We start from the raw sequence: 23,546 nt of genomic DNA, 5'->3' as shown, positions 1-23,546 counted from the left end.
CGGTGGGTGTCGACCTTGGTCGACACGGCACATGAAAAAGGGGTCAGGTCCCTTTTCCCAAGGGGAAAGGGATCTGACCCCGATCACATCGCGCGGGCCGATCAACCGCGCTGGCGCACGGCCTCGAACAGGCTGACGCCGGCGGCGACGGAGACGTTCAGGCTCTCGATCTCGCCCGGCATCGGAATCTTGACCAGGCCATCGCAGTTCTCGCGGGTCAGGCGACGCAGGCCGTCGGCTTCACCGCCCAGCACAAGGGCGATATTGCCCTTCAGGTCCAGCTGGTACAGCGAGGCGGTGGCTTCACCGGCCAGGCCATAGATCCAGACGCCCTGCTTCTGCAGGTCCTTCAGGCAGCGCGACAGGTTGGTCACCGCCACCACCGGGATCAGATCGGCGGCACCGGCCGAGGTCTTGCGCACGGTGGCATTGACCGTGGCCGACTTGTCCTTGGGAATGATCACGGCGGTCGCACCGGCCGCAGCGGCCGAGCGCAGGCAGGCGCCGAGGTTGTGCGGGTCCTGCACCTCGTCCAGCACCAGCAGCAGGGCCTTGCCCTCGGCTGCGGTGACCAGGCCTTCCAGCTCGTTCTCGCTGTAGGTACGGGCGGCGGCATAGCGCGCGGCCACGCCCTGGTGGCGCACCGAACCACCGACACCGTCCAGCGCCTGGCTGTTCACCTTGCGCACGTCGATGCCCTTGCGGCGGGCGTTTTCCTCGATCTCGGTCAGGCGCGGGTTCTTCGCACCGGCCTCGACCAGCACTTCGCGGACGTTCTCGGCGTCGTTCTCGATGGAGGAGGCGACGGCGTTGACGCCGACGATCCACTGGCTGTTCTTGCTCATGCGGGCGGGGACCGGAAAGGGGGTGGCTATGGTAGAGCATCGGCGACGGCCGCGCTTCGCGCTCGCCGGGCACGGCCCAGCGCTACCCGCCGTTCACCCTTCGGCTGAACGGCTGCGCGGCGGCCAGTGCGGCGTGTCGTGGTCCGGGTGCTGATGGGACACGATGGTGGCCAGGAACTCCAGCGCAGCGATGTCTTCCTCGGTACGACGGGCCGGCAGGCCGGCCAGCGTATCGACAAACGGCAGCTTGCGCTCGACCCCGTACTGGATCGTCGGCGGCAGGCGCTCGGGTTCGTCAAAGGCCCCGGCCGCCACCGCCACGCCGTCCGGCGCCTCGTAGGTCAGCGGTGTGCCGCAGTCGGCGCAGAAGCCGCGCCGCACCACGTTGGACGACTGGAAATAGCGCGGCTGGCCGCGGGTCCAGCTGAACTGCACGCCACGCACCGAGACCAGCGGCGCGTAGTGGGCACCGAAGGCTTTCTGGCACATCCGGCAGTGGCAGATCGAACTGTCGGTGAGCGCGCCACGCGCCTGGAAGCGGATCGCGCCACACTGGCAGCCGCCGCTGTATTCGGGTTGGCCCTGCATTGCTGCTTTCCTCCGTAACGGCGTGCCAACCAAGGTTGGCACCTACCGGGTGAGGGATGTGCCAACCAAGGTTGGCACCCACCAGCTGAGGTAGGTGCCGACCGCTGGTCGGCACACCATTCAATATTGCTTCTTGGTGCGCTTGGCCGGCTTGCCACGCTCGGGCAGCGGCGGCAGGCCATCGCCTTCGTCCTCGCCCTTGTGTTCCACCAGGCGGAAGTCGATCTTGCGCTCTTCCATGCTGGCCTTAAGCACCAGGATCCGCACGCGGTCGCCCAGCCGGTAGCTGCTGCCGCGGCGTTCGCCGGTCAGCGTCTTGCGGGTGGCGTCGAACTTGTAATAGTCCTGCGGCAGCTGGGTAACGTGCACCAGGCCCTGCACCTTCGACTCGTCCAGTTCCACGAACAGGCCGAAGCTGGTCACGCCGCTGATCACGCCGTCGAACTGGCCGCCCACATGCTTTTCCATCCACGCGGCGCGGTAGCGCTCGTCCACCTCGCGCTCTGCCTCGTCGGCACGTCGCTCGCGTTCGGAACACTGCAGTGCCAGCGCGGCCATCTCGCGGGCGTTGTAGGTGAACTTGTCCAGCGGCTTGCCGGACAGTGCGTGCTTGATCGCGCGATGCACCAGCAGGTCGGGGTAGCGGCGGATCGGCGAGGTGAAGTGCGCGTATGCCTCCAGCGCCAAGCCGAAGTGGCCGTGATTCTCCGGGCTGTAGATGGCCAGGCTCTGGCTGCGCAGCAGCACCGATTCCAGCAGCGTGGCATCGGGGCGGTCGCGGATCTTCTTCAGCAGCTTGGTGTAGTCACCCGGGCGCACCTTCGACCACGGCGGCAGGCTCAGCTTGAACTCCTTGAGGAATTCCAGCAGGTCGGCGTACTTGGTTTCCGGCGGCTTCTCGTGGATGCGGTACGGGGCTGGCACGTGGCGCGACAGCAGGTACTTCGCCGCCTCGACGTTGGCCGCGATCATGCATTCCTCGATCAGCTTGTGCGCGTCGTTGCGCACCAGCATGCCGGCCTGGGTGACTTCACCGCGGTTGTCCAGCACGAAGCGCACTTCGCTGCTTTCGAACTCGATGGCACCGCGCTTGGCGCGTGCCTTGGACAGCACCTTGTACAGCTGGTGCAGGCGCTGCACCTGCGGCAGCAGGTCGCCCATCCAGGCCTTGGTATCGGCATCGTCCTCGCCCACCGCCTTCCACACCTGGGTGTAGGTCAGGCGCGCATGCGAGTTCATCACCGCCTCGTAGAAGCGCGAATGCGTGACCAGGCCGTCGCGGTCGATCTGCATGTCGCAGACGAAGCACATGCGGTCGACCTTCGGCATCAGCGAACAGATGCCGTTGGAGAGCGTCTCCGGCAGCATCGGCACCACGAAGCCCGGGAAGTACACCGAGGTGGCACGCTTCTGCGCCTCTTCGTCCAGTGGCGTGCCGGGCCGGACGTAGTTGGAGACATCGGCAATCGCCACCACCAGCCGGAAGCCATCGGCGTTCGGCTCGCAGTACACCGCGTCGTCGAAGTCCTTGGCATCTTCACCGTCGATGGTGACCAGCGGCATGCTGCGCAGGTCCACGCGGTCGCCGATCATCGCCGGCTCGACCACCAGCGGCACCGAGGCGGCTTCGTCCAGCACTTCCTGCGGGAACTCGAACGGCAGTTCATGGCCGTGGATGGCGGTCTCCACCACCAGCGAGGCGGTCAGCTTGTCGCCGAGCACGGCGATGATGCGGCCGATCGGCGGGCGACGGCTGTCCGGCGCCTGGGTCAGTTCGCAGACCACCAGCTGGCCGTCGCGCGCACCACCGGTCTGGTCCGGCGGCACCTGCACGTTGCGCTGCACGCGCTTGTCGTCGGGCACCACGTAGTTGATGCCCATCTCGACGCTGAAGCGACCGATCAGACGGGTCATGCCGCGCTCCAGCACGCGGGCGATGCTGCCTTCGCGGCGGCCACGGTGGTCGATGCCGGTCACGCGGGCCAGCACCTTGTCGCCGTGCATGACCTTGCGCATTTCATACGGCGGCAGGAACAGGTCGTCGCCGCCCTCGACCGGGCGCAGGAAGCCGAACCCCTCCGGGTTGGCGATCACCACGCCGGTGACCAGGTTCAGGGTCTGGATCGGGGCGAAGCCGCCGCGGCGGTTCTGCACCAGCTGGCCGTCGCGGACCATGGCGCCGAGCCGGCGCGACAGTGCTTCGGCACGGTCCGGGGCGGTCAGGCCCAGGCGTGCGCCCAGTTCCTCTGCCGTCTGCGGCCCTTCGCAACGCTCCAGCAGGGCCAGGATGGCTTCGCGGCTGGCGATGGGCTGTTCGTACTTCTCTGCTTCGCGGGCGGCATAGGGATCGTCGATCACCTTGCCGGTCGGCGGCAACTTGCGGCCCGGGGCCGGGCCCGGTGCGTCGCTGCTGCGGACCTTGCGGCCACGCGGCGGTGCGCCGCCTTCATTCAATTCAGGGAACCAGCCCGGCAACGGCTTGCCCGGCTTGGTGGCGCGGGCCGTGCCCGCCTTGGCGCCCTTCTTCGGGGCCTGGCTGCGGGAGGTGCTCCCGCCCTTGCTTGGTTTTTTGGTAGTCATCGCCCTACATGGTAGCCGTTGACGGCGTGCAGAACGGGTCAGTGGCCGTCTTGAAGGCCTTGCGTGAAAAATATTCAGGAAGTCGTTGACAGCCTGCGGATTCATCTTCACAATGGCGTCTCTGGAACGCCCAGGTGGCGGAATTGGTAGACGCACTAGTTTCAGGTACTAGCGGGTAAAACCGTGGAGGTTCGAGTCCTCTCCTGGGCACCAACGAAAAAACTCCTCGCTTCGGCGGGGATTTTTTTTGCCTGCAGCCTGATCTCACGCAGGCCAACTCCCAAAGCCAAGCATCACATCACCGTCCGTCCCAGCCGTGCTCGCCCGTGCATTACGATGCAACAGGCCGAATACGACACGGATCTATGGACATCCAAGCAATCCAATCACAACTGCAGGCGTTCGCGGACGAAAGGGACTGGAACAAGTTCCACAACCCGAAGAATCTCGCCATGGCGCTGGCATGCGAAACTGGCGAACTGCTCGAGCTACTTCAGTGGCTCACACCGGAAGAAGCCTCGCAGATCCCCATGAACGTCGACCTTCAGGCAAAAGTTGCCGAAGAGCTCGCGGACATTGCGCTCTACCTGTTAAGGCTGTCCGACCTCGCTGGCGTAGATCTGGAATCCGCCATACACCGAAAGATCGAGGTCAATGCCCTCAAGTACCCGGCAAGCCTGGTCTTCGGCTCATCGAAGAAGTACACGGAGTACTGATCGCGATGGCCGTCTGGATCATTCCCGCTTCGGATTCTAAATCCCAAGAGAACTACCCGAAGACCCTTACATCTCCGGTAAGCGCTCAACGCAGGGCTGCCCTGCCTCATGACCCGCTACCACCCGAGTCCCCTTTGTTCGCCTGGGGCTTTCCCAACAACGACAGGAACAAGAAGAACGCCCTTGCCATGAAGGCTGGCGACATTTGCCTGTTCTACATGCGCATCAAGGAAGGAGGCGGCTACCTTCGCGCGGCGAAGGTCTTCCAGATAGCGACTACCGACCAGCAGCTTTTCTCCAGCGCGCTCTGGGATTCCCCAGACTTCATCCCCTACTTCCTGGAAGAGCCGGTAGAACTCGCACTCACCCCACAAGAATTGGGAAAGAGTCTTTCCTCCGATGGAACCTACTGGTCATATCCGCCTCGCGGCGCAAGTCCGATCACGGACATGGTGCGAGCAAAGCACGCAATTGCGACTTTCGGAAGCATCGACAACTGGGCACTGAAACTGATTGGCCGTCCACAGCAGTCGAAGCCCATAGCGATCGACAGCGCTCCGGTCGCTGCAAAGGGTGCACTCCCAATAGTGACAGACCTTCTGAGGACGACCGTGCGACGCGAAACCGACGAACAGCCTGGAGCACAGGCCTCGCGTAGATTTTCCAGAAATGCCAAGGCCATTGGAGACGCAGGAGAAAAGGCCGTCCTCACTCATCTTCAAGCGACGCTATCGGCGACTGAGCGGCAGACGCTCCGCTGGATAGCAAATGAGGGCCTCTTCCCCGGATGGGACATTGAATACGTGGACCGGACTGGCCAGCAGATCGCTGTCGAAGTCAAATCAACCACCGGACAGTTCTTCCTGAGCTTTGAAATCACAGAGAACGAGCGCCGCGCTGCAGAGAGACTGTGCCAGAACTACCATCTGTACCTGGTTGGAAGCTGCAACGCCAATCCCAGGCTGCAGATCATCACCGACCCCTGGGCCACGTTCCATGGCCAGTTCACCCCGACCGCCTACCTGGTCAAGCTCACCGAAAACTGAGACAGGAGATTTCACCCAGAAGGTGTTGACACCCCCGTAACAACACCCCATAATCTCGCTCCTCGACGCCCAGGTGGCGGAATTGGTAGACGCACTAGTTTCAGGTACTAGCGGGTAAAACCGTGGAGGTTCGAGTCCTCTCCTGGGCACCACGTCGAGAATGAGAAAAACCCGCGAGAGCGGGTTTTTTCATGCCCGGCATCAGAGCAGCGGCCGCAGCACCAGTTCCAGCCCGAGCAGCAGCAGGAAACCCAGGAAGCAGCCCCGGAACACCCGCGCACTGATGCGCTGCCGGATCACCTGCCCCAGCCACATGCCCAGCAATGCCGGCAGCACCGCCAGCGCACTCAGCCCCAGCTGCTGGATGCCGAATGCGCCGTGCAGCACCAGGCCGGCGGTCAGCGAAACCGTTGACACCGTGAACGCCAGCCCCAGCGCCTGCACCAGCTCCTCGCGCTGCAACCCCAGCGACTGCAGGTACGGCACCGCCGGCATCACGAACACGCCGGTGGCGCCGGTCACCACGCCCGACAACGCACCCACCAGCGGCCCCAGCCAACGCTCGCGCCGCTGCTGCACGCGGAACACCGGCGCAAGCAACGCATAGGCGGCATAGACCACCAATGCCACGCCCAGCGCAACGCGCGACCAAGTGCGATCGACCCGCACCAGCAGCGCCGCCGAGCCCAGCGTCACCACCACCACGGCCAGCATCATCGGCCACAGGCGCCGCACGATACGGTCCAGTGACGGCCCGGACAACAGCTGCCACGCATTGGTGACGAAAGTGGGAATGAACAGCATCGACGCTGCCGCCACCGGCGACAGCGTGCTGCCCAGCAGCCCCATCGCCACCGTCGGCAACCCCATGCCAGTCACACCCTTGACCACACCGGCCAGCACGAACACCGCCACCAGCAGCACGTAGAAGTACATTGATTCATTCATGCCTTCATTGGATCGGCCGGCCGCTCGGCGCACAATGCGGTGTTTCCGGCCTTGCCTTCGGCTGATCCGAAGGCGCAGCCGTTGCGATGAGGGCATCACATGCGGATGGATATCGCCGACCTGCGCCTGTTCCTGGCGATTGCCGAGGCGGGCAGCATCACGGCCGGCGCAGCGCAGGCAAACCTGGCACTGGCGTCGGCCAGCGAACGCCTGCGCATGATCGAAGCCGATGCCGGCACCGCGTTGTTGAACCGGCACCCCCGCGGCGTCAGCCTGACCGAAGCCGGCGCCGCCCTCGCCCACCATGCACGATTGATCCTGCAGCAGCAGGCGCAGTTGCGCGGTGAACTGCAGGCGTTCGCGCACGGCGCGCGCGGCACACTGCATCTGTATGCCAACACCGCAGCACTGACCAACTACCTGCCTTCGCGGCTGGCACCGTGGCTGGCCGAACGCCCGCGCCTGCACGTGGAACTGCTGGAGCGCACCAGCCCCGAAGTCGTGCGTGCGATCAACGCTGGCCAGGCCGAAGCCGGCATCATCAGTGATGCGGTCGACGCTGCCGGCCTGCAGCAGCACGTGGTCGCCGAAGATCCACTGGTGATGCTGCTGCCCGCGGAACACCGCTTCGCATCGCGGCGCAGCGTGGCCTTCGCCGATGTTGCCGGCGAGACCTTCGTCGCGCTGGCCGACGGCAATGCACTGCAGGCCTACATCGAAGACCAGGCACGCGACATCGGGCGACGCCTGGACGTGCGCATCCGCATGAAGACGTTCGAGGGCGTGTGCATCATGGTCGGCCACGGCATTGGTGTCGGCATCGTGCCGCGTACCATCGCCCGCCAGCATCGACGCAATACCCGTACTGTTGCAGTTCCGCTTGCAGATGCGTGGGCACAGCGCCGCCTGTGCGCCTGTTTCGCCGAGTGGGCGCAGCTCTCACCAGCGATGCGCAGCCTGCTTCATCACCTGGGCGTACGGCCGCAGAAAAAAGTGTGAAATGTTGTTGACACACTCTCTGCCGTCCCGCACAATTCATCTCCTGAGTCGCCCAGGTGGCGGAATTGGTAGACGCACTAGTTTCAGGTACTAGCGGGTAAAACCGTGGAGGTTCGAGTCCTCTCCTGGGCACCACGACTCAAGATGATCAAACCCGCGAAAGCGGGTTTTTTCGTTTCCGGGGTTTGGCTCCTCCAAACGGACGAGTGACGATTCGGCAACTTCGGATGATGGTCTCGTCCCCTGAGACTCGCTGCCCTCATTCTTGTGCGCCTTGCCCATGAGCAGATGACGATGCCTGAACAGTCGACTTCGCCACCATCACAGCCTCTCCCGCCCTCGAAAGAACTTTTCAAGATCCTGTTCAACAGCGGTCAGAAGACCTTTCTGAGTACCTTTGATCGCGTGGTACTGTCAGTCTATGCGGTCTTCCTGGTAATTTTGCTTGCGGTCGCCGTTGCATGGGGCTTGGCACCACATCCGGATCTGCGCCTTATGGCGTGGGGAATTGCGATCCTGATCCTTGTGTTAGGACTGTTGTGGGTGGTAGCCACCGCAGCGACAGCCATCGTTGCGTTCTTCAATGGCTCTCAATCCATGCATGCCGCAATTGATCGCCGCGGACTGCATGCCGAAAGCGTTTTGCTTGCTCTCCGCCCGTTCGCCCCGTCCGATTTGAGGCTGCGCGCAGAGCAGTACGTACTGGAGTCGTCACTGGCGATGCGACGTCACGGCCTTACCGCAGTTATTGTCGGCCTGTCCGCGGCATCAACCCCCATTTACCAAAAAGGGGTCGAATATGGGCTCTGGGAGCAGTGGAATCATTTCCCTTACGCCGTCGCGTTCTCGCTGCTGGGTGCATTCCTGCTCAGTGCAGCCCTTATCGATTTCACCTCCAAACTCGATAGGGCCGCAGCGATGCTGAAGCGAGCCGCTGAATCTGAGCCAACTCCGTAGTCGTCCACCAACAGTGGGGCTGCAAACAAAAAACCCGCCTTACGGCGGGTTTTCGTTTTTTCAGCAACAACAATCAATCAGTGTCCACCACCGGCGGCCGCACCCGCGCCCGCACCAAACGGCGGCTTGGCCAGCCACAGGAAGGTGATGATCGCCAGGAAGATCCAGCCCAGCAGGAAGAAGATGTCGTTGAAGCCCATCTGCGATGCCTGGTGGTTGATCATGTTGTTCAGTACCGCTGCACCGTGTTGAAGGTCGCCCTGCCCCATCGCGGCAACCTGGTCCTGCATGCCCGGCTGATAGGCCGAGATATGCTCGGTCAGGTCGGCATGGTGCACCTGGGTGCGCCGCGCCCACAGCCACGTCGTCAGCGACGCCGCAAAGCTGCCGCCCAGCGTACGCAGGAAGGTGGCCAGGCCGGAGCCCGCCGCGATCTCGCGCCCATCCAGGTCCGACAGCAGGATCTGCAGCACCGGCATGAAGAACAGCGCGACACCAATACCCATGATCAACTGCACGCCGGCCACGTGGATGTAGTCCACCTGCAGATTGAAACCCGAACGCAGGAAGCTGGTCATCGACAACACGATGAATGCAATCGTAGCCAGCATCCGCATGTCGAAGCGCGAGGCGTACTTGCCCACGAACGGGGTCATGATCACCGGCAGGATGCCGATCGGTGCGGTCGCCAGGCCTGCCCAGATCGCGGTATAGCCCATGTCACGCTGCAGCCACTGCGGAATCAGCAGGGCCACGCTGAAGAACGCCGCATAGGCCACCACCATCGCCAGCGTGCCGGCGCGGAAGTTGCGGTGCCGGAACAGCTTCAGGTCGACGATCGGATCCTTGTCGGTCAGTTCCCAGATCAGGAACACGGTCAGCGTTACCACCGCCACGCAGGCCAGCACCACGATCTTCATCGACGAGAACCAGTCCTCGTCGTTGCCCAGGTCGAGCACCAGCTGCAGCGCGCCGACACCAATCACCAGCGTGATCAGGCCGACGTAGTCCATCTTCGGCTTCTCGATCTGTTCCGGGCGCCCCTTCAACTGGTTGCCCACCACCAGCGCGGCGAAGATGCCCAACGGCACGTTGATCAGGAAGATCCATTCCCAGCTGTAGTTGTCGGTGATCCAGCCACCGAGGATCGGGCCGCAGATCGGCGCCACCACCGTGATCATCGCCAGCAGCGCCAATGCCTGCCCGCGTTTCTCGCGCGGATAGATCGAGACCAGCAGCGACTGTGTGATCGGGTACATCGGACCGGCCACGAAACCCTGCAGCGCACGCGACACCACCAGCATGCCCATGCTCTGCGCAAGGCCGCACAACAGCGAGGTGATGACGAAGGCCAGGGTCGCCCAGACGAACAGCTTGCGTTCGCCGAAACGGCGGCTGAGCCAGCCGGTCAGCGGCAGCGCGATGGCCGTGCTGACCGCGAACGAGGTGATGACCCAGGTCGCCTGCTGCGAACTGGCGCCGAGGTTGCCGGCGATGGTCGGCAGCGAGACGTTGGCGATGGTGGTGTCGAGCACCTGCATGAACGACGCCATCGCCAGGCCAACAGTACACAGGGCGACGCTGGGCGGCAGGAACCCGGAGGCCGCACCCGGCGCCGCCGGTGCGCCCGGAGCGCCGGGCGCGGCTGGAGCTTGTGCGGACATGGCGACCTCAGCCCACCTTTGCCTGCTGCTGCGGCAGGTTGCCCTGGATGATCGTGTGGATCACCTCGTCGGCATCATGCAGCTGCTTGGCATACACGTCAGTGTCGAACACCGTGCCCTTGGCCGGGGTGCTCGGCAGCACTTCACCCTTCTGGTCGCGCAGGCTCACTTCAGCCTTCATCGACAGGCCGATGCGCAGCGGGTGTTCGGCCAGCTGCTTGGCATCGATGGCGATGCGCACCGGCACGCGCTGCACGATCTTGATCCAGTTGCCGCTGGCGTTCTGCGCCGGCAGCAGCGAGAACGCCGAACCGGTGCCCAGGCCCAGGCTCTGGATGCGGCCCTTGTACTTCACGTCACCGGCATACAGGTCCGACTTCAGCTCCACCTCCTGGCCCAGGCGCATGTGGCGCAGCTGGGTTTCCTTGAAGTTGGCCTCGACCCACATCTGCTCGGTCGGCACTACCGCCATCAGCGCATTGCCCGGCTGCACGCGCTGGCCGACCTGCACCGAACGACGGGCGACGTAGCCGGTGACCGGCGCGACGATGCCGGCCCGGGCGTTGTTGAGGAAGGCCTGGCGCAGCTGCGCGGCCGCCGCCTGCACGTCCGGCTGGGTGGCAATTACGGTGTCGTCGACCAGTGCGCGGTTGCGCTCGACGGTCTCGCGCGAACCGGCCACGGCCGCTTCGGCAGCAGCCAGCTCGTCGCGGGCGTGGGCCAGCTCTTCGTTGGAGATGGCGCCGGTGGCGGCCAGGTCCTTGCGGCGGGCGAAGTCATCACGCACGCGCTTCAGGGTCACCTGGCGCGCGTTCAAGTCCGCCTGCGCACCTTCCACGCTGCGGTACAGGCCACGGGTCTGGCGCACGGTCTTGGCCAGGTTGGCTTCGGCCTGCTGCAGTGCCACCGCGGTGTCGGACGGGTCCAGCTGCACCAGCAGCTGGCCGCGCTCCACGCGCATGCCGTCATCGGCGTTGATGGCGACCACGGTACCGGCCACCAGCGGGGTGATCTGCACCTGGTTGCCCTGTACGTAGGCGTCGTCGGTCTCTTCGAACCAGCGGCCGAACATGAAGTACCACAGCGCCAGTGCGGCAAGCAGCAGCACGACGATCACGAACAGGCCGCGCAGCAGGTTGCCGCGGCGGTTGGGGGCGGCCGGTGCCGCGGTGTCTTGGGTCTGGCTCATGGCGGGCGTCTTCAGGAATGCGAGGAATTGGAATGGGAGGCGATCGGTGCGAGGTCGGCGTCAGCGGGCTGGAAACCACCGCCCAGCGCCTTGCTCAGGCGCACCGAGGACTGCACCTGCTGCGACTGCAGGCCGGCCAGCTGCTGCTGCGACTGCAACAGGGTGGACTGCGCGGTCAGCACGTCCAGGTAGCTGCCGATGCCGGCGCGGTAACGCTGCTGGGCCAGGTCGAAGGCCGAGCGTGCGGTATCCACCGCCTGCTGCTGCGACTGCGCCTGCTGGGCCAGCGAGCGCACCGCGTTGACCTGGTCGGCCACGTCACGCAGCGCGTCGAGCACAGCCTGGTTGTAGTTGGCCACCGCCAGGTCGTACTGCGCATCGGTGTTGGCCAGGTTGGCACGCAGCTTGCCGCCTTCGAAGATCGGCAGGCTCAGCGCCGGGCCGATGTAGGCGAAGGTGGAGCTGCTCTTCAGCAGGTCGCCCACGTTCGGGGCGACCACGCCGGCCAGCGCGGTCAGGTTGAAGCTCGGGTAGAACTTGGTCCTGGCGACCTTGATCTGCTTGTCGGCCGCTTCCACGCGCCAGCGTGCGGCGACGATGTCGGGGCGACGGCCAAGCAGTTCGCTGGGCAGCACGCCCGGCAGCTGCAGCGCCATCGGGTTCAACGGCTGCGGGCGCTGGATCGACAGGCCACGGTCCGGGCCCTTGCCGACCAGTGCCGCCAGTGCGGTGCGGGCGGCATCGATGCGCTGCTGCGCAGCCTGCACCTGCTGCTGCGCGGCCGGCACGCGGGCTTCGGCCTGGCGCACCTGCAGGTCGCTGTCGATACCGGCGCTGCGGCGCTGGCGGGTCAGCTGCAGCGACTTCTGCGAACGGGCCAGCTCTTCCTCGGCCACGTCGTTGAGCTGCCACGCGTAGGCCAGGTCGGCATAGGCCTGGGTGATGCCGGTGGACAGGTTCAGGCGTGCAGCCTGGGCCTCGACGGTGGCCGCATGCGCGCCATCCACGGCGGCTTCCCAGGCGGCACGCTTGCCGCCCCACAGGTCCACGCCATAGCTGAAGTCGAAGGCGACCTGGCTGCTGCCGCCATAGCGGCCACCCATCTCGCTGCCGACCATCGACTCGGGCAGGCGCAAGCCGGTGTAGCCACCGGACACCGACAGGCTGGGCAGCTCATCGGCACGCGCAGTGCCGACCTGGGCCTGGGCCTGGCGCAGGCGCGCGTCGGCGGCATCCAGGCTCGGATGACCGGCAAGGCCTTCGGCAACCAGCGCGTCCAGCTGCGCGTCGCCCAGTGCCTTCCACCAGTCCTGCGCCGGGAAGCCGGTGGCGCTCAGGTCGGTGTCGGCCAGGGTGCGTTCGCTGTGCAGGCTGTCCACATCGAGCACGTGGCCCTGCGGGTTGAGGCCACGGCTGCTGGCGCAGGCGGCCAGGGCCAGGGCCAGCGCTGACACCAGCAGCGCGCGCCCGGACCGGCGGAGAGTGGAATGCGGGATCGGGTTCATGGGGTCGTCAGGGAATCGCGGATTCGGGTAAGGAGGGACAGCAGCAGCGTGCGCTCGTCGGCGGAAAGATCACGCAGCGCGTAATCCATCACCGCGTCGCCGCGCAGCTTCAGCCGCGCCCACAGCGCGCGGCCTTCATCGGTCAGCACGATCTGCAGCGCACGCCGGTCCTGTGCATGCGGTTCGCGGCGGACGCAGCCCAGTGCCTCGAGCTTGTCCAGCAGGCGGGTGACCGCGCTGGGCACCTGGTCGATGGCCTGGGCCAGTTCGTTGGCGGTGCACGGCGCCATATGGGAAAGCACCTTCAACCCGATGTAATGGGTGAAGCCGATACCCAGATCTTCTTCAGCCATGGACGCGTCGAGTTGCCGGACCAGGCCGTCGCGCACCTGGCGCAGCAGCAGGCCGAAGCTGGGGGGAGTGGTTGCAGGACAGATCATGGGGGAGCATTCTCTTCCAAAAAAAATATTTCTCAATGGAAATATTCGATCTGGCATCGAATGCTGTGTTGCAGCAGTGGACTGGATCAGTGACGGCGCACACCTTAATGGTCTGCTCAGCTGGCCCGGTAGTACAATTAAGCCAATGGATGACACATTTCAGCCAGCGGATATGATGAACAAGGCAGAAATCCCCCCTCCGAAACGCCTGCTGCGCGACGACGCACTGGACTGGTTCGAGCGCAACGACGGCCCGCCGGTGGTCGCGTTCCGCTTCGACAGCCCCCTCGGCCTGGTCCGGGAAGTGGACTGGCACCACCACCAGCGCGCCCAGTTGATCTGCGTCGAACGCGGCCTGCTGACCACCCGCACCTCGCACGGGACGTGGTCGCTGGCGCCGGGCTCGGCCGGCTGGATGCCGCCGCTGGAGCCGCATACGGTGACCCTGGACGGTCCGCTGCGGGGCTGGGGCATGGCACTGGCCGCACCGGCCTGCGCCCCCCTGCCCGCCGATCCCTGCGTGCTGGGCCTGTCCAAGCTGGCGCAGGCGCTGGCCGACCGCATCTGCGAATGGCCGTTGGGCTACGACACCACGCCCGAGCGCCAGCACATCATCGACGTGCTGCTGGACGAGATCCGTACCGCGCCGCGCCAGCGCATGCACCTGCCGATGCCGCACGACCGGCGCCTGTTGAAGATCGCCTCGCAGCTGCTGGCCGACCCGTCCGACGAGCGCAGCCTGGCCGAATGGGCGCACTGGGCCGGTCTGTCGCCGCGCAGCCTGACCCGCCACTTCCGCGATGAGACCACGCTCAGCTTCGCCCAGTGGCGGCAACAGGCCCGCCTGGCCGAGGCCCTGCGCCAGCTCACCGACGGCCGCAGCGTGGCTGACATCGCCCACGCGCTGGGCTTCAGCAGCGCCAGTGCCTTCGTCACCGTGTTCCGCCGCCACTTCGGGCTGCCACCGGGGCGCTATCTGGCGCGGGCCGGGCATGGCCTCGAAACCGGGCTGGACCCTGCACGTGGCTTGGCATCCCCCGCCGCATCCGGATAATCACAGGATTGCGAGCGGCGACCGCCGTCGCCGCCTCCCGACATAGGTAACAACGCCGCATGACCGAACTTGCCCGCCCCGTGTTCCACGGATTCGAACAACTGCCGCTGCGCGAGTACGCCGAACGCGCCTACCTCGACTACTCGATGTACGTGGTCCTGGACCGCGCCCTGCCGTTCATCGGCGACGGCCTGAAGCCGGTGCAGCGCCGCATCATCTATTCGATGAGCGAGCTGGGCCTGAATGCCGCGTCCAAGCCGAAGAAGTCCGCGCGCACCGTCGGTGACGTCATCGGTAAGTACCACCCGCACGGCGACAGCGCGTGCTACGAGGCGCTGGTGCTGATGGCGCAGCCGTTCTCGTACCGCTACCCGCTGATCGAGGGCCAGGGCAACTTCGGCTCCAGCGATGACCCGAAGTCGTTCGCGGCGATGCGTTACACCGAATCCAAGCTGACCCCGATCGCCGAAGTGCTGCTGGGCGAACTGGGCCAGGGCACCACCGACTGGGCACCGAACTTCGACGGCACCCTGCAGGAACCGACCTGGATGCCAGCGCGGCTGCCGCACCTGCTGCTGAACGGCACCACCGGCATCGCCGTGGGCATGGCCACCGACGTACCGCCGCACAATCTCAACGAGATCGTCAGCGCGCTGCTGCACCTGCTGGACAACCCCGATGCGACCGTGCGCGACCTGTGCGAGCACGTGCAGGGCCCGGACTACCCGTCCAGCGCCGAGATCATCACCGCCGCCAACGATCTGCGGAACATCTACGAGACCGGCAACGGCAGCGTGCGTGCGCGTGCGACCTTCACCAAGGAAGCCAACAACATCGTGGTGACGGCGCTGCCGTTCCAGGTGTCGCCGTCGAAGGTGATCGAGCAGATCGCCGCGCAGATGCGCGCCAAGAAGCTGCCGTGGCTGGAAGACATCCGCGATGAGTCAGACCACGCCAACCCGGTGCGCGTGGTGCTGGTGCCGCGCTCCAACCGCGTCGACGCCGAGCAGCTGATGGGCCACCTGTTCGCCACCACGGACCTGGAGCGCAGCTACCGCGTCAACCTCAACGTGATCGGGCTGGACGGCCGTCCGCAGGTGAAGAACCTGAAGATGCTGCTCAGCGAATGGCTGACCTTCCGCAGCAACACCGTCACCCGCCGCCTGCAGCACCGGCTGCAGAAGGTCGAGCGCCGCCTGCACCTGCTGGAAGGCCTGCTGGTCGCCTTCCTCAACCTGGACGAGGTGATCCACATCATCCGTACCGAGGACGAACCGAAGGCGGCGCTGATCGCGCGCTTCGGCCTGTCCGAGGAACAGGCCGAGTACATCCTGGAAACCAAGCTGAAGCAGCTGGCCCGCCTGGAAGAGATGAAGATCCGTGGCGAGCAGGACGAGCTGGCCAAGGAGCGCGAGAAGATCCTCGGCATCCTCGACAGCAAGGCCAAGCTGAAGAAGCTGATCCGCGACGAACTGACCGCCGACGCCAGGAAGTTCGGCGACGCGCGCCGTTCGCCGCTGGTGCAGCGCCAGGCCGCGCAGGCCATCGACGAGACCGAGCTGGTGCCGAGCGAGCCGATGACCGTGGTGCTGTCGGAGAAGGGCTGGATCCGTGCCGCCAAGGGCCACGACGTCGATGCGTCCGCCCTCTCCTACCGCGACGGCGACGCCCTGCAGGGCGCGGTGCGTGCGCGCAGCACCCAGCAGGTCGCGTTCCTCGACAGCGAGGGCCGCGCCTACTCGACGCCGGTGCACACCCTGCCTTCGGCGCGCGGCAACGGTGAACCGCTGACCGGCCGCTTCTCGCCGGCACCGGGCACCAGCTTCGTGACCCTGGCCAGTGCCGAGCCGGATGCCCGCTTCGTGCTGGCCTCCAGTCATGGCTATGGCTTCGTCACCCGCTTCGAGAACCTGATCGGCCGCAACAAGGCCGGCAAGGCGATGCTGAACCTGTCGTCCGGCTCGTCGGTGCTCACTCCGTCGGTGCTCGCCAACGTGGCCACCGACCGCATCGTGGCGGTGACCAGCTCGGGCAACCTGCTGGCGATCGCCGCCAACGACCTGCCGGAACTGGACAAGGGCAAGGGCAACAAGATCATCGAGATCCCGAAGGCCAAGCTCGCCACCGAACGCGTGGTCGCCATCGTGGCGATCAGCCCGGGGCAGACCCTGCAGGTGCGCAGTGGCCAGCGCACGATGGGGCTGAAGTTCAACGAGCTCGACGCCTACCTCGGCGCCCGCGCCACCCGCGGCCACCTGCTGCCGCGCGGCTGGCAGAAGGTGGAAGGGTTGTCGGTGGAATGAGGGCTGGGGCCCGGCCCCTGGTGCGTGTCAACCTTGGTTGACACGCCTTGCCGGGGATCAGACACGAAAAAGCCGGGGCAATCCCCGGCTTTTTCGTTGTCGGCTGGCGGGCGGTGGAGCAGCTGGCGGGCGAAGGCTGGCTGGCGATGCTCCGGTGCTGGCGGGCGACAGAACGCTGTGCTTCTGGTAGAGCCGACTGTCAGTCGGCTGCTCTTTTGCTCCTGGTAGAGCCGACTGCTAGTCGGCTGCTCTACCGGAAAGCAGCCGACCAGCGGTCGGCTCTACCGAAGCGCGGTGCCGGCTCAGTGCGCCGGGGCGCCGCTGCCGTCGATCTTGCTCAGCTGGTACAGCTCCAGGCCGATGCGCTTGATCAGGCCCAGCTGCTGCTCCAGCCACCAGGCGTGGTCTTCCTCGGTGTCCTTCAGCTGCGCCAGCAGGATGTCGCGGCTCACGTAGTCGCCCTTCTCCTCGCACAGCTTCATGCCGGCGGCCAGATTGTTCCGAACGGCGTATTCAGTATCGAGATCCTTCTGCAGCATCTCCTCCACTGTCCTGCCGGGCTCGGTGGCATGCGGGCGCATGTCCGGGTCGCCGCCCAGGAACAGGATCCGGCGCAGCAGCGCATCGGCGTGCTGGGTTTCCTCTTCCATCTCGTGGTTCAGGCGTTCGTACAGCGCGAACAGGCCCTGGTCCTCGTAGCGGCGGGAATGGATGAAGTACTGGTCGCGGGCAGCGAGCTCGCCGCGCAGCAGTTCCTTCAGGCAGGCGATGACGTCCGGGTTGCCTTTCATGGGGGGCTCCTGTGAATCGATGTGGCATAGGGTGCCGCATTTCAGAATACGGTGATCTAATCGGAATCAGTCGCAGTTGCGCCTGCGGCTACAATCGACCCACGAGTTCGGAAAGGACGTGCGATGCGACATACATGGCGTTGGGTGCTGGGCGTGTTGATCGCCATCGTGCTGGTCACCGCACTGGTCCTGTGGCTGCTGCTGCGTGGCAGCCTGGCCGACCTGGACGGCGAGCATGCGCTGCCGGGGCTGGCCAAGCCAGTCACCATCGAACGTGATGCGCTGGGCGTGGTCACCATCACCGCCGCCAGCCAGGCCGACGCCATGCGCGCATTGGGTCGCGTGCATGCGCAGGAACGTTATTTCGAAATGGACCTGATGCGCCGTAGCGCCGCCGGCGAACTGTCGGCGCTGTTCGGGCCGAAGGCGATCGATGCCGACAAGCGCATGCGCGTACATCGGCTGCGCGCACGCACCGAGGCGAACATGCAGGCTGCGCTGGGCGACAACATCGAAGCCATGAGCGCCTATGTCGGTGGGGTCAATGAGGGCCTGGCCGATCTCTCCGTGCGGCCATGGGCCTACCTGCTGCTGCGGCAGTCACCGCAACCGTGGCAGGCCAGCGACAGCGTGCTGACCGGGCTGGCCATGTACGCCGACCTGCAGGACCCCGGCAACCAGACCGAGCTTGCACTGAGCCGCATCCGCGCAGTGGTGCCGCCCGCGCTGTACGCGCTCATCGCCCACGACGGCACCGAATGGGATGCACCGCTGTTCGGCGAACCGACCGGCAACGCCACGCTCCCCGATGCCAGCCAGCTCGACCTGCGCACATTGAAGGGAAAATCCGGCACCGCGCAGGAAGAGGCGGACGCTGTCGGCAGCAACAACTTCGCGGTGGCCGGGGCGCTTACCGCCGATGGCCGCGCCATCGTCGCCGACGACATGCACCTGGGCCTGCGCGCACCGGGCCTGTGGTTCCGCGTGCGCCTGCGCTACCCGGACCCGCAGGCCGCGGGCGGCCAGGTCGACGTCACCGGCTTCTCGCTGCCCGGCCTGCCCGCGGTGATCGTGGGCAGCAACGGGCACGTGGCCTGGGGCTTCACCAACAGCTACATCGACACGGCGGACTACCGGACTGAACCGGCCAACGTCGCCGCGACCGTACATGAAGAACGCATCGCCGTAGCCGGCCAGGCCGACGTGGTGTTCCCGGTGCGCGAAACCGCCTGGGGCCCGATCCTGCACACCCATGCAGATGGCCGCGGCGATGCGCTGCGCTGGGTCGCCCACCTGCCCGGCGCGGTGCGCCTGGACTTCGGTGACCTGGCCCGCGCTGGCGATCTGGACGCGGCCCTGCAGTTCGCCGACCGCGCTGGCATTCCCGCGCAGAACCTGGTGGTCGGCGACCGCAGCGGACGCATCGCCTGGCGCCTGATCGGCGCCCGCCCGGATCGCGGTCCGGGCTGCGCACCGGCCGGCTTCACGGTCGCCAACAACCAGGACTGCGCCCCCTGGCCGATCCGCAGCGACGCCTCGCCGGCACTGATCGACCCACCCAACCATCGCCTGTGGACCGCCAACGGCCGCGTCCTCGACGGCGAGGCATTGGCCCATGTCGGCAACGGTGGTTATGACCTTGGCGCCCGCGCACGGCAGATCCGCGACCTGCTGGCGATCCAGCAGCGCTTCGACGAACACGACCTGCTGGCGATCCAGCTCGACGACCGCGCCGTGTTCCTGCAGCGCTGGTGGGCCCTGCTGCACGACGTCATCGAACGCAGTGACGACCCTGCACTGAAGCGTTTGAAGGAAGCCAGCCATCAATGGGGCGGCCGTGCCTCGGCCAGTTCGGTCAGCTACCGGGTGGTGCGCGAGTTCCGTACGCAGGTGATGGAGACGTTGTCCGATGCACTGCTGGCACCGGCCAACGCGCAACTGGGCGATGACTACTTGGACCCACGCCTGGCGCAGCTGGAAGGCGTGGCCTGGCCGATGCTGCAGCAGCGTCCGGCCAATCTGCTGCCGCCGGCCTACGACAGCTGGGACACGCTGCTGCTTGATGCCGCACGCCGCACCGAGAGCGAGCTGGCCAAGCAGGGCCCGCTGGCCAAGCGTACGTGGGGCGAACGCAACACTGCGGCGATCTGCCACCCCATTGCACAGGCGCTGCCGGACATCGCCAAACGCTGGCTGTGCATGCCGGCCGACCGCCTTCCCGGCGATCGTGACATGCCACGCGTGCAGACGCCGAGCTTCGGCGCCTCCGAGCGCATGGTGGTCTCGCCCGGCCACGAGGCCGACGGCATCGTGCACATGCCTGGCGGCCAGAGCGGCCATCCGCTGTCACCTTACTGGGGTGCCGGCCACGAGGACTGGGTGCATGGCCGCCCAACCCCGTTCCTGCCCGGCAAGGCGCAGCACACCATGACGCTGGTCCCAACACGGTAGTGCCGGCCGCTGGCCGGCAACCTCATGATCCTGGACACACCCGCATGGATGCCGGCCAGCGGCCGGCACTACCGTCCAGCGCTCAGCCCCTGCGCCGCTCGATCAGGTTCAGCAGCGGCCCGGTCATTGCCGTGGTCACCAGCGCCATGATCACCAGCACCGCGAACAGGCGGTCGCCGAGCAGGCCCAGCTCGTAGCCCAGGTTGAGCACGATCAGCTCCATCAGGCCGCGGGTATTCATCAGCGCGCCCAACCGCCATGCCTCACGCGTGGGCATGCCGGCACTGCGCGCAGCACTGAAGGTACCCAGCAGCTTGCCGGCCGTGGCCACCACAATCACCACCGCGCACAGCACGATATCGCTGGCCTGCAATGCGTCGGCGCGCATGCGCAGACCGGTCATGGCGAAGAACAGCGGCAGCAGCAGCGTCACCGCGAACGGTTCGACGCGGGCCATCAGCAGCTCGCGCAGCTGCACGTTGGACGACACCGCCACGCCCGCAGCAAAGGCACCGAACAGCGCATGGATGCCGAGCATCTCGGTGACCAGCGCACTGGCCAGCGACAGCAGCAGGATGCCCAGCAGCCAGCGCCCCTCGCGGCCCGGCGCGACCTGCTGGCGGGCGAACCAGGGCTTCACCAGCCCCAGCATCAGCGCCACGAACGCAACCACGCACAGCAGGTTGAGGCTGGCCGGCAGCCAGCCGCTGGCCTGGGCCGCGGCAACGATCAGCGCCAGCAGGCACCACGCGGTGGCGTCGCCCAAGGCGGCGCAGGCGATGGCGGTCTGGCCCAGCGATGACTGGGTGATGCCACGGTCGGCGAGGATGCGCAGCAGCACCGGGAACGCGGTGATGCTCATCGAGATGCCGACGAACAGCGCGAACGCGGTGAAGCCCACACCTTCGGGGCCGTGCTGCGGGTACAGCCAGATCGCCAGCGCGATGCCGAGCAGGAACGGCACCGCGATGCCGGCATGGCTGACCGTGAACGCAAGACGCCGTCGCCCGCGCAGCGCAGCCAGATCCAGCTCGGCACCGGCCACCAGCAGGAACATCAGCACGCCCAGCTGGCTGAGCATGCCCAGCGGCCCCAGCGAACTGGCCGGGAACAGCGCCCCATGCAGCTGCGGCAGCACGCTGCCCAGCACCAGTGGACCCATCATCAGGCCGGCCGCCATCTCGCCGATCACCGCCGGCTGGCCCAGCCGCTTCAGCAGTGCGCCCGCCCCCTTGGCCACCAGCAACAGCACCAGCAACTGCAGCAGGAACAGGCCCAACGGCGAGGCCAGATGCTGCGCCCAGCCGCCCTCGGCCACAGCCGCAGCGCGGGCAACCGCAGCGGGTGCAGCAGGGCCAGCGAAGCGTGCCAGCAGTACACCGGCCAGCAAGGGCAGCGCGGCCCATGCCAGATAGCGCCATCCCCACTTCATCGGCGGCCGTTGGCTGCCGCGCGGTACGTCCATGAACATTCCCCAATGTGCAGGGCGCCGATGATACGTCGCAAAAAGGGACGGAGGGGATTAAGTCCTCCTTGTGCTCGCCGGGCGTGGCCCGGCGCTACCATCGCTCGGTAGCGCCGGGCCATGCCCGGCGGAAGCATTACGCCAGGGCTTGTTCGTGCACGCCGGCGATCGCGCGTCCGGAAGGGTCGGCCGCCGCGGCGAAGCTGGCATCCCAGGCAATCGCCGCCGGCGAGGAACAGGCAATCGATTTGCCGCCCGGCACGGTCTCGGCCGCCGCGCGGCTCGGGAAGAACTGCTCGAACAGGTGGCGGTAGTAATACGCCTCCTTGGTCTGCGGCGGGTTGTGCGGGAAGCGCTTGTCGGCGGCCGCCAGCACACGATCGCTCACCTGCGCTTCGGCATGCGCCTTCAGCCCGTCGATCCAGCCGTAGCCGACGCCATCGCTGAACTGCTCCTTCTGCCGCCACAGGATGCTGTCCGGCAGGTAGCCATCGAACGCCTCGCGCAGCACCGCCTTCTCGATGCGACGGCCACCGAACCCGGCACCGACCATCTTGTGCGCGGCATCGAAGCGCATCGCCACGTCGAGGAATTCACGGTCCAGGAACGGCACGCGCGGCTCCACGCCCCAGGCCATCATCGACTTGTTGGCACGCAGGCAATCGTAGTTGTGCAGGGCGTCGAGCTTGCGCACCAGCTCGTCGTGGAATTCGCGCGCATCCGGCGCCTTGTGGAAGTACAGGTAACCACCGAAGATCTCGTCGCTGCCTTCGCCGGACAGCACCATCTTCACGCCCATCGCCTTGATCCGCCGCGCCAGCAGGAACATCGGCGTCGACGCGCGGATGGTGGTGACGTCGTAGGTTTCGATGTGGCGGATCACTTCCGGCAGCACGTCCAGGCCTTCTTCGAAGGTGTATTCGAACCCGTGGTGCACAGTACCCAGCGCTTCGGCAGCAACCGCGGCAGCGGCCAGATCGGGCGATCCCTTCAGCCCGATCGCGAACGAGTGCAGGCGCGGCCACCACGCTTCGGTCTGCCCGCCGTCCTCGATGCGACGGCGCGCGTAGCGTGCGGCCACGGCGGCCACCAGCGATGAATCCAGGCCACCGGACAGCAGTACGCCATACGGCACGTCGCTCATCAGCTGGCGCTCCACGGCGTGCTCGAAGGCCTGCCGCAGTTCGGCGAGGTCGGCCTGGCGGCCCTGCACATGCGCATACTCACGCCACGGCTGCTGGTAGTAGCGCACCAGTTCACCGCTGGCGCTGTCGAAATAGTGGCCCGGCGGGAACTGCGCGACATCGGCGCAGGAATCGACCAGCGCCTTCATCTCCGAAGCCACGCGCAGGCGCCCCTGCGCATCGTGGCCCCAGTACAGCGGCACCACGCCGACCGGGTCGCGTGCCACCAGCACGCGGCCGCGGTCACGGTCCCACAGCGCGAAGGCGAAGATGCCGTTGAGCTGCTCCAGCCACCGCGCCGGCGATCCGCCCTGGCGGTACAGCGCGTTGATCACTTCGCAGTCCGAGCCGGTCTGGAAGTCGTAGGCGGTGGTCAGCGCGGCCTTCAGTTGCTGGTGGTTGTAGATTTCGCCGTTCACCGCCAGCGCCAGCTGGCCGTCGGCAGACAGCAGCGGTTGCGAGCCGCCGGCCGGATCGACGATGGCCAGCCGCTCGTGGACCAGCAATGCGCCTTCGTCCAGGTACACGCCGCTCCAGTCCGGGCCCCGGTGGCGCTGGCGCTGCGACAGTTCCAGCGCGTGGCGGCGCAGGGCGGGAAGATCATCACCGGCCTGCAGGCCGAAGATTCCGAAGATCGAACACATGGCGGAGCTCCTGTTGGGGGATTTCACGAGGGGAAGGTGTTCGACCGGCCATCCAGGCCCGGGAAGGCTGCACCCGGGCACAAAAAAACCCGCATCGGCCGATGCGGGTTTTCTGGTGTCCGGGCGTGTGTTGCTGTCTATCTACCCAGGGCGCAGTCCCGCATCGGCCGCGCACGA

17 protein-coding genes, 3 tRNA genes and 1 pseudogene are annotated in these 23,546 nt (G+C 66.4%); 10 read left to right on the top strand and 11 right to left on the bottom strand.

Annotated elements, in window-relative coordinates; genetic code table 11:
• Nucleotides 1–101: 101 nt before the first annotated feature.
• The 3 genes and pseudogenes from rlmB to rnr all read right to left on the bottom strand — a co-directional run.
• Entirely contained in the window at nucleotides 102–845 is a 744-nt protein-coding gene (gene rlmB / locus ACZK29_RS06960; protein WP_005408775.1) for a 23S rRNA (guanosine(2251)-2'-O)-methyltransferase RlmB, read from the bottom strand.
• 93 nt (nucleotides 846–938) lie between these two features.
• Nucleotides 939–1,433, bottom strand: coding sequence for a GFA family protein (locus ACZK29_RS06955; protein ID WP_459047489.1), 495 nt, complete (start codon nucleotides 1,431–1,433; stop codon nucleotides 939–941).
• Nucleotides 1,434–1,553: 120 nt separating this feature from the next.
• A pseudogene (gene rnr / locus ACZK29_RS06950) lies at nucleotides 1,554–3,782 on the bottom strand (ribonuclease R); the annotation flags it as partial.
• Between the two features lie 359 nt (nucleotides 3,783–4,141).
• Here rnr and ACZK29_RS06945 point away from each other — a divergent pair.
• From ACZK29_RS06945 to ACZK29_RS06930, 4 genes are all read left to right on the top strand, one after another.
• Nucleotides 4,142–4,226, top strand: a tRNA-Leu gene (locus ACZK29_RS06945).
• A 152-nt stretch (nucleotides 4,227–4,378) separates the two neighbouring features.
• Nucleotides 4,379–4,729 (top strand): nucleotide pyrophosphohydrolase, encoded by a 351-nt coding sequence (locus tag ACZK29_RS06940; RefSeq protein ID WP_478446835.1) that lies wholly within the window; start codon nucleotides 4,379–4,381, stop codon nucleotides 4,727–4,729.
• Between the two features lie 5 nt (nucleotides 4,730–4,734).
• Entirely contained in the window at nucleotides 4,735–5,775 is a 1,041-nt protein-coding gene (locus tag ACZK29_RS06935; RefSeq protein ID WP_478446834.1) for a protein NO VEIN domain-containing protein, read from the top strand.
• A gap of 67 nt (nucleotides 5,776–5,842) precedes the next feature.
• Nucleotides 5,843–5,927 (top strand) — tRNA-Leu (locus ACZK29_RS06930).
• Nucleotides 5,928–5,976: 49 nt separating this feature from the next.
• Here ACZK29_RS06930 and ACZK29_RS06925 read toward each other — a convergent pair.
• On the bottom strand, nucleotides 5,977–6,723 hold the full coding sequence (locus ACZK29_RS06925; protein WP_443028555.1) for a sulfite exporter TauE/SafE family protein: 747 nt from the start codon (nucleotides 6,721–6,723) through the stop codon (nucleotides 5,977–5,979).
• A gap of 99 nt (nucleotides 6,724–6,822) precedes the next feature.
• Here ACZK29_RS06925 and ACZK29_RS06920 point away from each other — a divergent pair, with 99 nt between their 5' ends.
• The 3 genes from ACZK29_RS06920 (at nucleotide 6,823) to ACZK29_RS06910 (ending at nucleotide 8,679) form a co-directional block, all read left to right on the top strand.
• Complete coding sequence (locus tag ACZK29_RS06920; RefSeq protein ID WP_478446833.1) at nucleotides 6,823–7,722, top strand: LysR family transcriptional regulator; 900 nt, start codon at nucleotides 6,823–6,825, stop codon at nucleotides 7,720–7,722.
• A 50-nt stretch (nucleotides 7,723–7,772) separates the two neighbouring features.
• A tRNA-Leu gene (locus ACZK29_RS06915) sits at nucleotides 7,773–7,857 on the top strand.
• A 159-nt stretch (nucleotides 7,858–8,016) separates the two neighbouring features.
• The gene (locus tag ACZK29_RS06910) at nucleotides 8,017–8,679 is read left to right on the top strand and encodes a hypothetical protein (protein WP_143565622.1); all 663 of its coding nucleotides are present in this window, start codon (nucleotides 8,017–8,019) and stop codon (nucleotides 8,677–8,679) included.
• Between the two features lie 77 nt (nucleotides 8,680–8,756).
• Here ACZK29_RS06910 and emrB read toward each other — a convergent pair whose 3' ends face one another.
• From emrB to emrR, 4 genes are read right to left on the bottom strand one after another with little or no spacing between them, the layout of a single operon-like run.
• Nucleotides 8,757–10,343, bottom strand: a complete 1,587-nt coding sequence (emrB, locus tag ACZK29_RS06905) for a multidrug efflux MFS transporter permease subunit EmrB (protein WP_478446832.1) — start codon at nucleotides 10,341–10,343, stop codon at nucleotides 8,757–8,759.
• A 7-nt stretch (nucleotides 10,344–10,350) separates the two neighbouring features.
• A complete protein-coding gene (gene emrA, locus ACZK29_RS06900) occupies nucleotides 10,351–11,532 on the bottom strand; it encodes a multidrug efflux MFS transporter periplasmic adaptor subunit EmrA (RefSeq protein ID WP_049451302.1) in 1,182 nt (393 codons plus the stop codon).
• Nucleotides 11,533–11,543: 11 nt separating this feature from the next.
• Nucleotides 11,544–13,037, bottom strand: a complete 1,494-nt coding sequence (gene emrC, locus ACZK29_RS06895; protein WP_111204193.1) for a multidrug efflux transporter outer membrane subunit EmrC — start codon at nucleotides 13,035–13,037, stop codon at nucleotides 11,544–11,546.
• Nucleotides 13,034–13,477: a multidrug efflux system transcriptional regulator EmrR gene (gene emrR / locus ACZK29_RS06890; RefSeq protein WP_005408766.1), complete on the bottom strand. Its 444-nt coding sequence runs from the start codon at nucleotides 13,475–13,477 to the stop codon at nucleotides 13,034–13,036. Before emrR ends, emrC begins: the two co-directional genes overlap by 4 nt.
• A gap of 172 nt (nucleotides 13,478–13,649) precedes the next feature.
• Here emrR and ACZK29_RS06885 point away from each other — a divergent pair, with 172 nt between their 5' ends.
• Entirely contained in the window at nucleotides 13,650–14,531 is an 882-nt protein-coding gene (locus ACZK29_RS06885) for a helix-turn-helix domain-containing protein (RefSeq protein ID WP_181502596.1), read from the top strand.
• Nucleotides 14,532–14,590: 59 nt separating this feature from the next.
• Nucleotides 14,591–16,834 (top strand): DNA topoisomerase IV subunit A, encoded by a 2,244-nt coding sequence (gene parC / locus ACZK29_RS06880; RefSeq protein WP_459047485.1) that lies wholly within the window; start codon nucleotides 14,591–14,593, stop codon nucleotides 16,832–16,834.
• Between the two features lie 302 nt (nucleotides 16,835–17,136).
• On the opposite strand, the gene bfr is transcribed toward parC, so the two are convergent.
• Nucleotides 17,137–17,625 (bottom strand): bacterioferritin, encoded by a 489-nt coding sequence (gene bfr / locus ACZK29_RS06875; protein WP_065197871.1) that lies wholly within the window; start codon nucleotides 17,623–17,625, stop codon nucleotides 17,137–17,139.
• A gap of 123 nt (nucleotides 17,626–17,748) precedes the next feature.
• On the opposite strand from bfr, the gene ACZK29_RS06870 reads away from it, so the two are divergent.
• Complete coding sequence (locus tag ACZK29_RS06870) at nucleotides 17,749–20,076, top strand: penicillin acylase family protein (RefSeq protein WP_478446831.1); 2,328 nt, start codon at nucleotides 17,749–17,751, stop codon at nucleotides 20,074–20,076.
• Nucleotides 20,077–20,158: 82 nt separating this feature from the next.
• On the opposite strand, the gene ACZK29_RS06865 is transcribed toward ACZK29_RS06870, so the two are convergent.
• Nucleotides 20,159–21,547 (bottom strand): cation:proton antiporter domain-containing protein, encoded by a 1,389-nt coding sequence (locus ACZK29_RS06865; RefSeq protein ID WP_478446830.1) that lies wholly within the window; start codon nucleotides 21,545–21,547, stop codon nucleotides 20,159–20,161.
• Between the two features lie 130 nt (nucleotides 21,548–21,677).
• Nucleotides 21,678–23,369, bottom strand: a complete 1,692-nt coding sequence (asnB, locus tag ACZK29_RS06860) for an asparagine synthase B (RefSeq protein WP_111204198.1) — start codon at nucleotides 23,367–23,369, stop codon at nucleotides 21,678–21,680.
• Nucleotides 23,370–23,546 lie beyond the last annotated feature (177 nt).

The sequence above is a fragment of the Stenotrophomonas sp. 89682_Sma genome (assembly GCF_056481405.1).
The sequence above is the reverse complement of the archived record's forward strand: the minus strand, read 5'-3'. Positions and strand labels throughout refer to the sequence as shown.